Source organism: Burkholderia sp. BDU5 (assembly GCF_001522845.1).
Taxonomy (GTDB): domain Bacteria; phylum Pseudomonadota; class Gammaproteobacteria; order Burkholderiales; family Burkholderiaceae; genus Burkholderia; species Burkholderia mayonis.
Genome location: NZ_LOWC01000157.1, coordinates 58185 through 71781 on the forward strand (window position 1 = coordinate 58185; position 13597 = coordinate 71781).

Consider the following 13597-nt stretch of genomic DNA (forward strand, 5'->3'; position numbering starts at 1 on the left):
CTTAACCCGGTGTCGCAATGTCGCGTCGCCGCGCCGGACGAAAGCAGGCTCTGGACGACGGGCGAGGCGCGCCCCGCCACGCGGCGGCGGGCCGGTCGGCGGCATGGTGCGGGGATGTCCTGCGGACGGCGCCCGCTTGTCGATGCAGTGGATGTGGTCGCCTATCGATTCAAGCGATTGAAGCGAATTCGACTCACCAGTCGGTACAGATTGAGGGCGTCAAGCAGGTTCTGGCCGCGTGGGGTCGTATCAACGTACGCGCTGTCGTTCCGGATGCCAACGATCGCGCGTGCACCGCCGGCAGCGATATCCGCGATGCTCGACACCCGATGATCTGCTCACCGAACGGTATCGGGCGTCGGGATATTCGAGATGAACTCCGTGAGGCTCGACGTTTCCGACTCACCAGCCGATACACGCGGCTCGTGGGACGCACCGCGTCGCGCGATCCCGCCGCAGCACGGCGCCACGCCGCGCTGCACCGTCGCATGCCAGCGGCGCCGCGCGGCGCTCGCATCCGTCGTCCGCCGTCACGCAGCCTCGTTCCGCTGCGACCGGATGCCGGGAATCCGCTTGATCACGCCGGTCGCGAGCGCGGTACCGAGCAGCACGATCGCGCAGCCTTCGAGCATCGCGAACGATACGCGTTCGCCGAGGAAGAGCGCGCCCCACAGGATGCCGAACACCGGGATCACGAACGTGACGGTAATCGCGCGCGCCGGCCCGACGTGCGTGATCAGGTAGAAGAAGATGAAATAGGCGATGCCCGTGCACGCGATGCCGAGCGCAAGCACCGAGCCCCACGCGTGCGCGGAGACGGGCGCGGCGGGCCAGGTCGCGAGCGCGAACGGCAGCAGCAGGACCGTCGCGCCGACCATGCTGCCCGTCGCGTTGACGAGCGGATCGACGCCCGTGAGCTTGCGCTTCGTGAAGTTCGCGGCAATTCCGTACAGCAGCGTCGCGCCGAGCGCCGCGGCGGCGGCGAGCGCGGCCGTCGCGGGCGAGGCCGGATTCGCGCCGTGCGGCGAGAACACCTGATCCCAGACGAGCGTCAGCACGCCGGCGAAGCCGACCACGAGGCCGAGCGCGCGCGGCAGCGACAGCGAATCCTTGAGCCACAGATACGCGACGAGCGCGCCCCAGAGCGGCGTCGTCGCGTTGATGACCGACGTGACGCCCGCCGACAGCGTGAGCTCGGCGAACGCGAACAGGCAGAACGGCGCGGCGGAATTGAGCAGGCCGACGACGAAGAGCGGCCAGGCGTGCTTGCGCAGCAGCGCGGCGAGTTCGCGCGGCGAGTAGCGCGTGAGCATGAGCGTGACGAGGAAGAGGGCGCCGATGCCGACGCGCAGCGCCATCAGCGGCGCGACGCCGAATTCGGTGACGCCGATGCGAATGAAGAGGAACGACGCGCCCCATAGCGCGGCGAGGATGATCAGCAGAAAGGCGTTCTTGATGTTCATCGAGGATCGGACACTTGGCTGTCGAGGGGAGATCGGCCAAGCATCTTACACCGCGCTGTCGCGCGATGTTTCAGGCTGCGATGAAACAGCAATGTTCGGCAACGAGAGCGAGAGCCGCGCATCGTCGGCGACCGGCCGGCGCGAAGATGAAACCGGCGCGCCGCGCGCCGACGTCGGCATGCCGACGTCGCGCGGCGAAGGCTCAGTGATGGCGCCAGCCGCGGCCGCCGCCGCCCCAGTAGCCGAAGTTGAGCGACAGCGAGGGCGCCGGATAGTAGTACGACGGATACGCGGGCGCGACGTAGACGGGCGCGGTTTCCACCGGCGCCGCGTAATAGCCGCCGGCAGGGTAGTAGCCGCCGGCAGGGTAATAGCCGTACGGGTAATAGCAGCCGGCAAGCGCGATGCTCGCGAGTGCTGCGGCGACAAGCGTCTTGTTCATGATGGTTCCGCAGTCGTGCGTGCGGGGCAGGGTTCGATGCTTGCGAGCTTAGACCGCTCTCGTGTGAAACGCTGTGTGAAACGGTAACGGATCATTTCCGCCGCTGGCCGCGGCGCAATCGTCGCACGAATCGCCATGCTCGCACGGTTTCGCGAAACGGCCGGGCGATGCCCGCCACGACGAACGCGGCGGGCATCGCCCGCATGCAAGGACGCGGCCGCTTGAGCGGCGCGCCCGATTCGCGGGCTTACTTGCCGACTTGGCTGCCTACGAGGCCGCCTGCGGCGGCGCCGCCGATCGTCGACAGGGCGTTGCCGCCGATCGCCGCGCCGGCGACACCGCCGATGCCCGCGCCGATTGCTGCGTTCCGTTGCTGGCGAGTCATCGTATCGCATGCCGACAGACTCGCTACCGTTGCGATGAGCATTGCGCATACCCCAATACGCCGAATCGATTTCATTGTTCAATCCTCGGATGAAAGAGATGCGTAGGCGCGTTCTGGAACGCAGCCCACACTCAAAAATCTACGCGGGCGATACGTTTTGCGCTGTAAGGACTTGTTAGAGCCCTATCGCTTTCGTAATCATTTGTTTCGCGCCCGGCGCGCCGTGGCGCATACGTGAAAAAGCCCGCGCGAGGCGGGCTTTCGGGGCACTGCCGCGGCGCGCGCCGCATTACTGGCGATGGTAGATCTCCGAGCCGCTCTTCACGAACTCGACCGCCTTCACTTCCATGCCTTTCCTCAGCGCATCGGTTTCCGACATGCCCTGCTGCGCCGCAAACTCGCGCACGTCCTGCGTGATCTTCATCGAGCAGAAGTGCGGGCCGCACATCGAGCAGAAATGCGCGACCTTCGCCGAATCCTTCGGCAGCGTCTCGTCGTGGAATTCGCGCGCCTTGTCCGGATCGAGGCCGAGGTTGAACTGGTCTTCCCAGCGGAACTCGAAGCGCGCCTTCGACAGCGCGTTGTCGCGCACCTGCGCGCCCGGGTGGCCTTTCGCGAGGTCGGCGGCGTGCGCGGCGAGCTTGTACGTGATGATGCCTTCCTTCACGTCGTCCTTGTTCGGCAGGCCGAGGTGCTCCTTCGGCGTCACGTAGCACAGCATCGCGGTGCCGAACCAGCCGATCATCGCCGCGCCGATGCCCGACGTGATGTGGTCGTAGCCCGGCGCGATGTCGGTCGTGAGCGGCCCGAGCGTGTAGAACGGCGCTTCCTTGCACCAGTCGAGCTGCAGGTCCATGTTCTCCTTGATCAACTGCATCGGCACGTGGCCCGGACCTTCGATCATCACCTGCACGTCGTGCTTCCACGCGATCTGCGTGAGCTCGCCGAGCGTCTTCAGCTCGCCCAACTGCGCTTCGTCGTTCGCGTCGTAGATCGAGCCGGGGCGCAGGCCGTCGCCGAGCGAGAAGCTCACGTCGTACGCCTTCATGATCTCGCAGATGTCCTCGAAGTGTTCGTACAGGAAGCTTTCCTTGTGATGCGCGAGACACCACTTCGCCATGATCGAGCCGCCGCGCGACACGATGCCCGTCATCCGGTTCGCGGTGAGCGGCACGTATTGCAGACGCACGCCCGCGTGGATCGTGAAGTAGTCGACGCCTTGCTCGGCCTGTTCGATCAGCGTGTCGCGGAAGATTTCCCAGGTCAGGTCCTCGGCGCGGCCGTTGACCTTTTCGAGCGCCTGGTAGATCGGCACCGTGCCGATCGGCACCGGGCTGTTGCGGATGATCCACTCGCGCGTTTCATGGATGTGCTTGCCCGTCGACAGGTCCATCACCGTGTCGCCGCCCCAGCGGATCGCCCACGTCATCTTGTCGACTTCCTCGCCGATCGACGACGTGACGGCCGAGTTGCCGATGTTCGCGTTGATCTTCACGAGAAAGTTGCGGCCGATGATCATCGGCTCGGTTTCCGGGTGGTTGATGTTCGCCGGGATGATCGCGCGGCCGCGCGCGACTTCTTCGCGAACGAACTCGGGCGTGATCTCCGCGAGTGCGTTCGCCCCGAACGCGGCGGCGCCGAACGCCTGGCCGACGTGCTGGCGGCCCATCATCGCGGCGAGCTTCGCGCCGTTCGGGCCGCTCGCCTTCAGGCTTTCCAGATATTCGGCGCGGCGCTGGTTCTCGCGGATCGCGATGTATTCCATCTCGGGCGTGATGAGCCCCGCGCGTGCGTAGTGCATCTGCGTGACGTTCTTGCCCGCTCGCGCGCGGCGCGGGTGGCGGTGCAGGTCGGGGAAGCGCAGCTCGGCCGTCGCCGGGTCCGCCGCGCGCTCGCGGCCGTACTCGCTCGTGAGGCCCGTCAGCGTTTCGGTGTCGCCGCGCGCGTCGATCCAGCGCTGGCGCAGCGCGGGCAGGCCCGAGCGGATGTCGATCTTGACGTCCGGGTCCGTGTACGGGCCCGACGTGTCGTAGACGTAGATCGGCGGATTCATTTCGCCGCCGAAGCTCGTCGGCGTGTCGGATTGCGTGATTTCGCGCATCGGCACGCGAATGTCAGGTTGCGAGCCCGTCACGTAGACCTTGCGCGAGTTCGGCAGCGGGGCGACGGCGGCGGCGTCGACGCGGGCGTCGGCCGACAGGAACTTGGGATTGGCGTTCATGCGATCTCCTGTGGTGGGGCGCTAAGCAGGAGACGAGATTCGCGACGCGACGGGATTCAGACGTGGAACAGCGGCGAAATCCTGACGCTTCCCTGCGCTGGCATTATCCAGATCAGGTTCAAAGGGTATTTCTCACCCGCGCCGCACGATCGCTTGATCGAGCGCATTGCAGGACCCCCGCGTTAGCAAGCGCAAAAGATACACCGGGTCGGCTGCGGTTTCAACAGGGGACAGATCGATGGCGTGCGAACGCGCGTTTGGCAGCGCATGCTGCGCCGCGGCTGGGGCGGCTCGGGCGGCGCCGCCGCGTACGCGTTCGAGGCGCGCGGGCGGCGCGTCGTCTTGCGCGTCGAGCCGGCGCTGCAGGGCGCGGCGGCGCGTTTGTGCGCCGCGCGATCGACCGCGCGCCGGCTCAATCGTCGGTCCCGGAGAAATTTTTGCGCGCCGCTGTCATATCCGCCGCCGCGTCCCGACTATTCGGCTCCTCAACCAATAACGATGGAGCTATCCCATGAAAAGGAATCTGATTGTTGTCGCGTGTGTCGCCGGTTTCGCGTTCGCCGTGCCGTTCGCGCATGCGCAGAACGATGCGATGTCGAAGGACGCGATGTCGAAGGACGGCATGGCGATGTCGAAGGACGCGATGTCGAAGGATGCGATGTCGAAGGACCAGATGGGCAAGAAGCAAGATCACATGGCGAAGGGCGGCATGAAGAAGGACCCTATGTCGAAGGACGCGATGAAAAAGCCGATGTCGTCCGACAAGACGGGCCCGATGTCGAACTGAGCGGCGCCGTTCCCGGCGGATTTCACGGCATGATCCGGCTCGGCCGTCCATTTGCTGTTCGGGCGGTCTTTTTTCTCGCGATGCCGGGCGTCGAGAAAAGCCGGATCACGACACGCATGCCGGTGTGCGCAGCGTCCGCGTCCGGCACTGACCGACGAGTTTCGATATGTCGATTTCATTTTCCGCTTCGATGCGCGCCGTCGCGGCGATGCTCGCGCTCGGCGCGGCGTGCGTCGCGCAGGCGGCCGCGCTCGGCGCGTGCGCCGCGCGCAGTCCCGACGGTCGGCAGGCGCTCGTCGAGCTCTACACGAGCGAAGGCTGCAGCAGCTGTCCGCCCGCCGACGACTGGCTCGCCCGGCTCGCCGCGCGTCGCGCCGCGGTGCGCGTCGTGCCGCTCGCGCTGCACGTCGATTATTGGGACGGCCTCGGCTGGACCGATCGCTTCGCGCAGCATCGCTTCACCGAACGGCAGCGCGCGCTCGCGTCGCGCGGCGGCGGCAGCTTCGTCTATACGCCGGAGGTCGCCGTCGCCGGGCGCGAGCTGCGCGGCTGGCGCGATGCGGACGCGTTCGAGCGGCGCGTCGTCGCGACGGCCGCCGAGCCCGCGCGCGTCGGCATCGCGCTGTCCGCCGCGCGGCGCGCGGACGTGCTCGATGTCGAACTGTCCGTGACGCCGCGCGCCGGTGCGCCGCGTGCGGTCAATGCGTATCTCGCGCTTTACGAGAACGGCATCGAGTCGCAGGTGCGCGCGGGCGAGAATCGCGGCGCGACGCTGCATCACGAGCGCGTCGTGCGCCAGTGGATCGGGCCGCTCGCGTCCGAGGGGCGCGCGGCCGCGTCGCTCGACGTGCAGCGCCGGCTGCCGTTGCCGGCGGACCTGCGCGCACAGGACGCGGCGCGCTACGGCATCGCGGCGTTCGTCGAGGACCCCGCGACGGGCGACGTGCTGCAGGCGCTCGATCTGCCGCTGTGCAGTTGAGCGGCTTGCGCTCGCATTCGATCAAGGAAGGAGGGCATCGCCCATGAATGCAACGACGACGATAAACGCGGCGACGAAGGTCGCGGCCAGCGCGTCGACGAATACGCCGATGAACGTGCCGATCGACGGAACGATCAGCGTGGCGACCAACGCAACGACCGACGCAACGACCGACGCAACGACCGACGCAACGACCGACTCAACGACCGACTCAACGACGACCGCGATCCGGCCGCGCAGGCCGATCCATCCGTCATGGGTGCGCGCGAGCCACTGGCTCAACGCGATCGCCGCCGTGACGATGGCGCTGTCGGGCTGGCGGATCTACGACGCGTCGCCGATCTACGCGGGCTTCACGTTCCCGCGCGGCATCACGCTGGGCGGCTGGCTCGGCGGCGCGCTGCAATGGCATTTCGCCGCGATGTGGCTGCTGTTCTTCAATGGCGTGTTCTATTTGACGATGAGCGTCGCGACCGGACGCTTCGGGCGCAAGTTCCTGCCGCTGAGCGCGAAGGGCATTGCGCGCGATCTGTGCGACGCGCTGCGCGGCCGGCTGTCGCACGACGATCTGTCCGTCTACAACGCGGTCCAGCGCGCGGCGTACGTCGCGGCGATCGCCGATCTCGTGCTGCTCGCGCTGTCCGGGCTCGTGATCTGGAAATCGGTGCAGTTCCCGCTGTTGCGCGAACTGCTCGGCGGCTACGACAACGCGCGCGTCGTGCATTTCTGGGCGATGGCGTTTCTCGTCGCGTTCTTCGTCGTGCATGTCGCGATGGCGGCGCTCGTTCCGCGCTCGCTGCTCGCGATGCTGCGCGGACACTAAAAGGAGTCTTTCATCATGTCCGAAAACGACGAGAAAAAGCCTATGGGCGACAATGCGAGGATCGACCGCGCATCGCTGCTGATCGACGTGCGCAAGGCGCTCGCGCTGCCGTCGCGGCGTCTGTTCGGCAAGCGCGTGCTGACGCTCGGCGGCCTCGCGATGCTGACGGGCTGCACGCTGCGCGACGACGCGTCGGTCGACGACTTCCTCGAGAAGGTGTCGCGCGCGAACGATCGCGTGCAGGCGTGGCTGTTCGGCCCGACGCGGCTCGCGCCGACGTATACGGAAGCCGACCTCACGCGCCCGTTCCCGTTCAACGCGTTCTATGGCATCGACGACGTGCCGCATGTCGACGCCGACGACTACCGGCTCGTCGTGTCGGGCCTCGTCACCGGCAAGCGCAGCTGGACGCTGCCGGAGCTGTACGCGCTGCCGCACGCGGAGCAGATCACGCGGCACATCTGCGTCGAAGGCTGGAGCGCGATCGGGCGCTGGGGCGGCACGCCGTTTCGCGAATTCCTGCGTCGCGTCGGCGCGGACACGACCGCGAAATACGTCGGCTTCAAATGCGCGGACGACTATTACGAGAGCATCGACATGCCGACCGCGCTGCATCCGCAAACGCTGCTGACGTTCGAATACGACGGCAAGCGCTTGCCGCCCGAATACGGTTTTCCGATGAAGCTGCGGATGCCGACGAAGCTCGGCTACAAGAATCCGAAGCACATCATGGAGATATTCGTGACCAATACGTATCCGGGCGGATATTGGGTCGACCAGGGATACAACTGGTTCGGCGGATCGTGACGGAATCGCGCGAAGCCGCGCGGGCGGGGCGGCGCGTTCCCGCTTGCCTGGACGCGGCGCATGCGGTTTCGCGCTTTTATCCCGAATGTCCGAAAACGAAAATACTGTTTTGCCGCGAATGAAATGTCGCGCCGAAACGTCACCGAGCGCGCGTTCGATTCAAGCCGGCATTCGTTTTCCATTCCTTAATGCATAATGCTGGCGGTGTGCGGCCGTCCGGCCGCGCACGTCTTCATTCGAGTCCGTTCGCCTCTTTCGGTCATGTTCGCCGCCGCACGCTCCGACCTGTCGTTTCGCACGCCGCCGTCTCTCCCCATTCCGGATTCATCGAGGCCGCTCGCCGGCAGTCGCGCCGCGTCGCCGTCGAACGTGCGACACCTCGTGCGGGCACGCTGACCGATGACGCCGTTCGACCGCTTCCTCGCCTTCCTCGAGCGCCATCCGCCCCGCCTGCCGCAAAGCCGCAGCGGCCGCGTCGTGCTCGCGCTCGCGTTCATCTATTTCGCGTGGGGCTCGACGTATCTCGCGCTGCACGTCGCGCTCGAATCGTTTCCGCCGCTGCTGCTGTCCGGGCTGCGCAACCTGCTCGCGGGGATCGGGCTCTTCATCTTCGCGATGCGGCGCCGTCCGGTGCGGCCGACGCTCGTCGAGATCCGCAACGCGGCGCTCGTCGGCACGATGCTCGTCACGCTGTCGTCCGGTTTTATCGCGCTCGGGATGCGCACCGTCGGCAGCGGCTCGGCTGCGGTGACGGTCGCGACGGTGCCGCTCTTCGCGACGGTGATCGCGTCGGTCGCGGGGCGGCGCGTCACGGCGGGCGAATGGGCGGCCGTCGCGCTCGGGATGGTCGGGATCGTCGTGCTGAATTCGGGCGGGCCGTCGTCGCCCGGCTCGACGCTCGGCAGCATCACCGTGCTCGTGGGCGCGCTCTTCTGGGCGGGCGGCGCGCATCTCGCCGCGCGGCTCGCGCTGCCGCACGACCTGTTCCTGTCGACCTCGCTGCAAATCGGCCTCGGCGGCGCGGCGTCGACCTGCATCGCATGGGTGCTCGGCGAGCGCATCGAGCACGTCGCGTTTCTGCCCGGCGTCGCGTTCGTCTATCTGATGCTCGCGGGCACGATGGCCGCGTACGTCGCGTACGGCTATCTGATTCGCCACACGAGCCCGATCATCGCGAGCAGCTGCATGTACGTGAATCCCATCGTCGCCGTCGCGCTCGGCGCGCTCTTGCTCGGCGAGCCCGTCACGCTCGCGACCGTGATCGCGACCGTCGCGATTCTCGGCAGCGTCGGGCTGTCGTTCGTGTTCGATCCGGCGCGCAAGCGGATGCAATAACAGCACGCGACGTGGAGGACGATGGCGCGCGCGGCTCGCGCGACGTCCGCCTGTTTCCGCGCTCGGCGGTTTCGCGCACGATCTTGCGAGCCGATACGCCGCCGCGCAATCCGGCGGCGCTGGCGATGCAACCGAGCGGTTTGCATCGCGCGGGGCGATCGTGGAGCCCCGCGTATCGATCTCGCCGGGCGGTGGCATGTTCGCGACGCGCGGACATGCGCGATGCGCGTCCGCGCGGCTCGTCTGCGGCTCGTCCACGGAGCGGAGCGGTGCGGCCCGGCCGGCATCATGCGCACCGCATCCGGTTTTTCGCGTATCCGATCGCGGTTTTCCGCGTGCGCGCGTCGGCCTGACGTCGCCCCGACCTGCGGCGCCGCACCGTGCGCCGCCGCCGCGTCGAGCGCTTATCGCGCGCCCGCGCGGCCGCGATGATGCACGAGCGTCGCGACGACCGAGAACAGCAGGCCGACCGCGCACATTCCCATCCAGCCCATCGCGCGCCACGCGGCGACGCCCGCCGACGAGCCGATCGCGCCGCCGATGAAATAGCAGACCATGTAGACCGTGTTCACGCGGCTGCGCGCGTCGGGCTTGAGCGCATAGATGCGCGACTGGTTCGAGATCTGCGCGGCCTGCACGCCGACGTCGAGGACGATCACGCCGATCACGAGTCCGGCGAGGCTGTGGCCCGACACCGCGAAGATCACGAACGACGCGGCGATCAGCGCGATCGCGAGCGTGATGATCGTGCGCGGGCCGCGCTTGTCGGCGACGCGGCCCGCGTACGGCGCGGCGAGCGCGCCCGCCGCGCCGACGATCCCGAAGAGGCCCGCCGCCTGCGGACCGAGATGGAACGGCTCGCCCGCGAGCAGCAGCGTGAGCACCGGCCAGAACGCGCTGAACGCCGCGAAGATCGCGGCGCCCGTCATCGACGCCTCGCGCAGCCCCGGCAGCTCGCGCGCGAGCCGCCACATCGATGCGAGCAGCTTGCCGTACGACAGCGCCGACGTCGGCGAGCTGCGCGGCAGGCGCGCGACGATCACGGCCGCGAGCGCGGCGAGCGCCGCGACCGACGCGCCGAACACCGTGCGCCAGCCGAAGTATTCGGCGACGAAACCCGCCGCCGTGCGCGCGAGCAGGATGCCGAGCAAGAGCCCGCTCATCACGGTGCCGACCGCCTGCCCGCGCGCGGCGGGCGGCGCGATCTCGGCGGCGAACGGCACGGCCTGCTGCGCGATTGTCGCGAGGATGCCGATCGCGAGGCTCGCCGCGGCGAGCACGGCGAGCGTCGGCGCCGCTGCGGCGATCACGAGCGCGGCCGACAGCCCGGCGATCTGCAGCAGGATCAGCTTGCGCCGGTCGAAGCGGTCGCCGAGCGGCGCGAGCGCGAACATGCCGGCCGCGTAGCCGAGCTGCGTCGCGGTCGGCACGATGCCGATCCACGACGCGCTGTCCGGAAACGACGCACGGAACGCGTCGAGGAGCGGCTGGTTGTAATAGATGTTGGCGACGGACACGCCCGCGATCGTCGCGAGCAGCAGCAACAGGCTGTGCGAGTCACGGCGGGGCGCGTCGGCGGAAACGGAAGGCGACGGGGGCATGGTGCGTGTGGACGAAGTGCGGCGCGCGCGTCGTGCGCGCCGTCCGGATCTTCGATCGAGACGGCAGAGGCGAAACGCCGGGAGCGCCGATCATACCGGACGTCCCCGAAGTCTGCTGGCGGCGGCGCGATCGCAGTGCGCGCGCATGCCGTTAATGTCGCCTTAAGCGGTCGGCTTGCATAGTGGCGTCCGAGCGAGTCGTGGGAGCGTTCGTATTTCGCTGCACCGCCGTTGCCGGAATCCGGCTCGCTTTGCGCAACCGGTGCGACAAGGAGAGCCCAATTGAACCAGCCCGCCCGTCCGCATGCCGCCGCCGGCATGCTCAACAAAGTTCCGGAAGTCACGCTGGCCTTCTGGATCGTCAAGATCATGTCGACGACGGTCGGGGAGACCGGCGCCGACTATCTCGCGGTTCACGTCGGACTCGGCGCCGCCGTCACCGGCGCGCTGATGTCCGGTCTGCTGCTCTGCGCGCTCGCGCTGCAATTGCGCGCGCGCGCTTACGTGCCGTGGATCTACTGGCTGAACATCGTCCTCGTCAGCATCGTCGGCACGCAGATCACCGATGCGCTGACCGACGGCCTCGGCGTCAGCCTCTACGTCAGCACGCCGCTTTTCGCCGCCGCGCTCGCGGCGACGTTCGCGCTCTGGTATCGCAGCGAGCGGACGCTGTCGATTCACACGATCGTCACCGCGCGCCGCGAGTGGTTCTATTGGGCCGCGATCCTGCTGACGTTCGCGCTCGGCACGGCGGCGGGCGATCTCGCGACCGAGGCGCTCGGTCTCGGATTCCGGCTCGGGATCGTCGCGTTCGGCGGCGCGATCGCGCTCGTCGCGGCAGCTGCGCTCTTCGGGATGAACCGCGTGCTCGCGTTCTGGCTCGCGTACATCCTCACGCGTCCGCTCGGCGCGTCGCTCGGCGATTTCCTGTCGCAGGCGCAAGCGTACGGCGGCCTCGGGCTCGGCACGATCAAGACGAGCGCCGTGTTTCTCGCGGTGATCGTCGTGCTGGTCGCGGGGCTGAGCGTCGCGGCCGCGCGCGCGGATCGGCTCGTCGCGCCGGCGCGCGGACGCTGAGCTTCAGTCGATGCGAGCATCGTTTTCAACCGTTTCGTTCGCGTTTTTCACAAGGAGAAGCAGCATGATCAAGCGCAAATTCATTGCATTCGCCGTCGCGCCGGCATTGGCGGCGGCCGCGTTCGGCATCGGCGTCGTGTCGCCGGCGGGCGTCGCGCCGAACGTGGCCGAAGCCGCGACCGTCTCGAAGCTCGGCGACCTGTCGCCGTTCCGCGCGATCGCCGTCGACACCGCGAAGCGCGTCGACAAGGGCGATCTCGCCGGTGCGAAGGCGCGCATCAAGGATCTGGAGACGTCTTGGGACGATGCCGAGCCGTCGCTGAAGCCGCGCGCGGCGGCGGATTGGCACGCGGTCGACAAGTCGATCGATCGCGCGCTCGCGGCGCTGCGCGCCGATCGGCCGCAGGCTGTCGCGTGCAAGCAGGCGCTGGCCGATCTGCTCGTGATCATGGACCGGACGAGCGCCGCGCGCTGAGCGCGGCGTCCGCGGTCGTGCGTGCGGGTCGCGCGCGGCGTCCGTCGGTACGCCCGGACGGCGCGCGGCGCGTGCCGATAGTGAAAGGCCGGGGCGCTTCGGCGCGGAGCGGCGCCGGCCGCACGGGCAAACGCGGCCTGCACGAGTAAACACAGCTCGCGCGACTCGTGCGACTCGTGCGATTCGTGCGACTCATGCGATTCATGCGATTCATGCGACGCCGAAGCCGATCCATGTCGGCCCGCGTCGTTCAGCGCCCCGGCGGCGGCTCGCCCGGCGAAGCTTGAGCATACGCATGCTCATGCGCCCCCTGCGTCCGTCGCCTGCCGCGCGCGGCAGCGTCACGTTCAATCGATCAGCACGCCCGTCGGTTCGAAGAACGGATGCGGCCCGTCGCTCGCATCGACGTACACATGATGCGACGCGAGCCCGCTGTCCGGCGCATAGCGATGCACGGCGAACGCGGGCGGCTCCATCGAAAACGACGACGGCCCGTCGTCGCGCAGATCGAACGTGACCTGATGCGCCGGCGCGGGCACGGCCGACGCGATGGTGCCGCCGAAGCGCGCGAACATCGTCCGGTGCACGTGTCCGCACAGCACGCGCTCGACGTTCGGAAAGCGGCGCAGCAGCGCGTCGAGCCGGCTCGACGCGTCCGGATCGAGCCGCATCGCGTCCATGTGGCCGATGCCGCATGCGAACGGCGGATGATGGAGCGCGACGATGACCGGACGGTCGCGCGCGGCGTCGAGCTGGTTGGCGAGCCACGCGAGCCGCGCGTCGCACAGGGTGCCGCCGCTCGTGCCCGGAATCTGCGAGTCGAGCGCGATCACGCGCAGCGGCCCGAGATCGAGCGCGTACTGGACGAATTCGCCCATCTGCAGCTCCGCGCGCGCGGGGAACGCGCGTCGCAACGCCGCGCGGTCGTCGTGGTTGCCGACGAGCAGGTAGTACGGAATCTCAAGCGGCGCGAGCAGCGATTTCAGGTGCGCGTATTCTTCGTCGTCGCCGAAGTCGGTCAGGTCGCCCGTGACGAGCACCGCGTCCGGGCGCGGCTCGAGCGCGTTCAGGCGCGCGACGCAGCGCGCGAAATGCGCGGCCGTGTCGACGCGCCGGTACGCGAGCATGCCGGGCCGCTTGATATGCAGATCGCTGATGTGGGCAAGCAGCATCGTCGTTCCTCGTTGTGTCCGTGTCGTGAG

13 protein-coding genes and 1 riboswitch are annotated in these 13597 nt (G+C 68.2%); of the genes, 7 read left to right on the plus strand and 6 right to left on the minus strand.

Annotation, left to right across the window (positions count from 1 at the left end; genetic code table 11):
- Positions 1-530 precede the first annotated feature (530 nt).
- From WS69_RS24350 to thiC, 4 genes are all read right to left on the minus strand, one after another.
- Positions 531-1463 carry a DMT family transporter gene (locus WS69_RS24350; protein WP_059473218.1) on the minus strand — a complete coding sequence of 311 codons (933 nt, stop codon included), beginning with the start codon at positions 1461-1463 and terminating at the stop codon, positions 531-533.
- A gap of 202 nt (positions 1464-1665) precedes the next feature.
- Positions 1666-1905, minus strand: a complete 240-nt coding sequence (locus tag WS69_RS24355; protein WP_059473219.1) for a hypothetical protein — start codon at positions 1903-1905, stop codon at positions 1666-1668.
- A gap of 247 nt (positions 1906-2152) precedes the next feature.
- A complete protein-coding gene (locus tag WS69_RS24360; protein WP_025989747.1) occupies positions 2153-2365 on the minus strand; it encodes a glycine zipper 2TM domain-containing protein in 213 nt (70 codons plus the stop codon).
- Between the two features lie 214 nt (positions 2366-2579).
- Positions 2580-4511, minus strand: a complete 1932-nt coding sequence (gene thiC, locus WS69_RS24365; RefSeq protein WP_059473220.1) for a phosphomethylpyrimidine synthase ThiC — start codon at positions 4509-4511, stop codon at positions 2580-2582.
- 71 nt (positions 4512-4582) lie between these two features.
- Positions 4583-4700: riboswitch (TPP riboswitch) on the minus strand.
- Between the two features lie 322 nt (positions 4701-5022).
- Between thiC and WS69_RS24370 the strand changes: the two genes are divergently transcribed.
- The 5 genes from WS69_RS24370 to WS69_RS24395 all read left to right on the plus strand — a co-directional run bounded on the left by WS69_RS24370 (position 5023) and on the right by WS69_RS24395 (position 9242).
- On the plus strand, positions 5023-5298 hold the full coding sequence (locus WS69_RS24370) for a pentapeptide MXKDX repeat protein (protein WP_059473221.1): 276 nt from the start codon (positions 5023-5025) through the stop codon (positions 5296-5298).
- A gap of 166 nt (positions 5299-5464) precedes the next feature.
- Positions 5465-6277: a DUF1223 domain-containing protein gene (locus WS69_RS24375; protein WP_059473222.1), complete on the plus strand. Its 813-nt coding sequence runs from the start codon at positions 5465-5467 to the stop codon at positions 6275-6277.
- Complete coding sequence (locus tag WS69_RS24380) at positions 6258-7100, plus strand: cytochrome b/b6 domain-containing protein (RefSeq protein WP_442854922.1); 843 nt, start codon at positions 6258-6260, stop codon at positions 7098-7100. The genes WS69_RS24375 and WS69_RS24380 overlap by 20 nt, the downstream gene beginning before the upstream one ends.
- A gap of 15 nt (positions 7101-7115) precedes the next feature.
- A complete protein-coding gene (locus WS69_RS24385; RefSeq protein ID WP_059473223.1) occupies positions 7116-7907 on the plus strand; it encodes a molybdopterin-dependent oxidoreductase in 792 nt (263 codons plus the stop codon).
- A gap of 399 nt (positions 7908-8306) precedes the next feature.
- Entirely contained in the window at positions 8307-9242 is a 936-nt protein-coding gene (locus WS69_RS24395) for an EamA family transporter (RefSeq protein WP_059473225.1), read from the plus strand.
- Positions 9243-9646: 404 nt separating this feature from the next.
- On the opposite strand, the gene WS69_RS24405 is transcribed toward WS69_RS24395, so the two are convergent.
- Positions 9647-10843 (minus strand): MFS transporter, encoded by a 1197-nt coding sequence (locus tag WS69_RS24405; protein ID WP_059473227.1) that lies wholly within the window; start codon positions 10841-10843, stop codon positions 9647-9649.
- A 318-nt stretch (positions 10844-11161) separates the two neighbouring features.
- On the opposite strand from WS69_RS24405, the gene WS69_RS24410 reads away from it, so the two are divergent.
- Together WS69_RS24410 and WS69_RS24415 are read left to right on the plus strand one after the other, a co-directional pair.
- Positions 11162-11920 carry a COG4705 family protein gene (locus WS69_RS24410; protein WP_059473228.1) on the plus strand — a complete coding sequence of 253 codons (759 nt, stop codon included), beginning with the start codon at positions 11162-11164 and terminating at the stop codon, positions 11918-11920.
- 64 nt (positions 11921-11984) lie between these two features.
- On the plus strand, positions 11985-12395 hold the full coding sequence (locus tag WS69_RS24415) for a hypothetical protein (RefSeq protein ID WP_059473229.1): 411 nt from the start codon (positions 11985-11987) through the stop codon (positions 12393-12395).
- A 347-nt stretch (positions 12396-12742) separates the two neighbouring features.
- Here WS69_RS24415 and WS69_RS24420 read toward each other — a convergent pair whose 3' ends face one another.
- Positions 12743-13567: a phosphodiesterase gene (locus WS69_RS24420; protein ID WP_059473230.1), complete on the minus strand. Its 825-nt coding sequence runs from the start codon at positions 13565-13567 to the stop codon at positions 12743-12745.
- Between the last annotated feature and the right edge of the window lie 30 nt (positions 13568-13597).

Bases quoted from the DNA above. Each gene is read 5' to 3' on its own strand.
- WS69_RS24350 (WP_059473218.1), bottom strand. From the start codon at position 1,463: ATGAACATCAAGAACGCCTTTCTGCTGATCATCCTCGCCGCGCTATGG.
- WS69_RS24355 (WP_059473219.1), bottom strand. From the start codon at position 1,905: ATGAACAAGACGCTTGTCGCCGCAGCACTCGCGAGCATCGCGCTTGCC.
- WS69_RS24360 (WP_025989747.1), bottom strand. From the start codon at position 2,365: ATGAAATCGATTCGGCGTATTGGGGTATGCGCAATGCTCATCGCAACG.
- thiC (WP_059473220.1), bottom strand. From the start codon at position 4,511: ATGAACGCCAATCCCAAGTTCCTGTCGGCCGACGCCCGCGTCGACGCC.
- WS69_RS24370 (WP_059473221.1), top strand. From the start codon at position 5,023: ATGAAAAGGAATCTGATTGTTGTCGCGTGTGTCGCCGGTTTCGCGTTC.
- WS69_RS24375 (WP_059473222.1), top strand. From the start codon at position 5,465: ATGTCGATTTCATTTTCCGCTTCGATGCGCGCCGTCGCGGCGATGCTC.
- WS69_RS24385 (WP_059473223.1), top strand. From the start codon at position 7,116: ATGTCCGAAAACGACGAGAAAAAGCCTATGGGCGACAATGCGAGGATC.
- WS69_RS24395 (WP_059473225.1), top strand. From the start codon at position 8,307: ATGACGCCGTTCGACCGCTTCCTCGCCTTCCTCGAGCGCCATCCGCCC.
- WS69_RS24405 (WP_059473227.1), bottom strand. From the start codon at position 10,843: ATGCCCCCGTCGCCTTCCGTTTCCGCCGACGCGCCCCGCCGTGACTCG.
- WS69_RS24410 (WP_059473228.1), top strand. From the start codon at position 11,162: ATGCTCAACAAAGTTCCGGAAGTCACGCTGGCCTTCTGGATCGTCAAG.
- WS69_RS24415 (WP_059473229.1), top strand. From the start codon at position 11,985: ATGATCAAGCGCAAATTCATTGCATTCGCCGTCGCGCCGGCATTGGCG.
- WS69_RS24420 (WP_059473230.1), bottom strand. From the start codon at position 13,567: ATGCTGCTTGCCCACATCAGCGATCTGCATATCAAGCGGCCCGGCATG.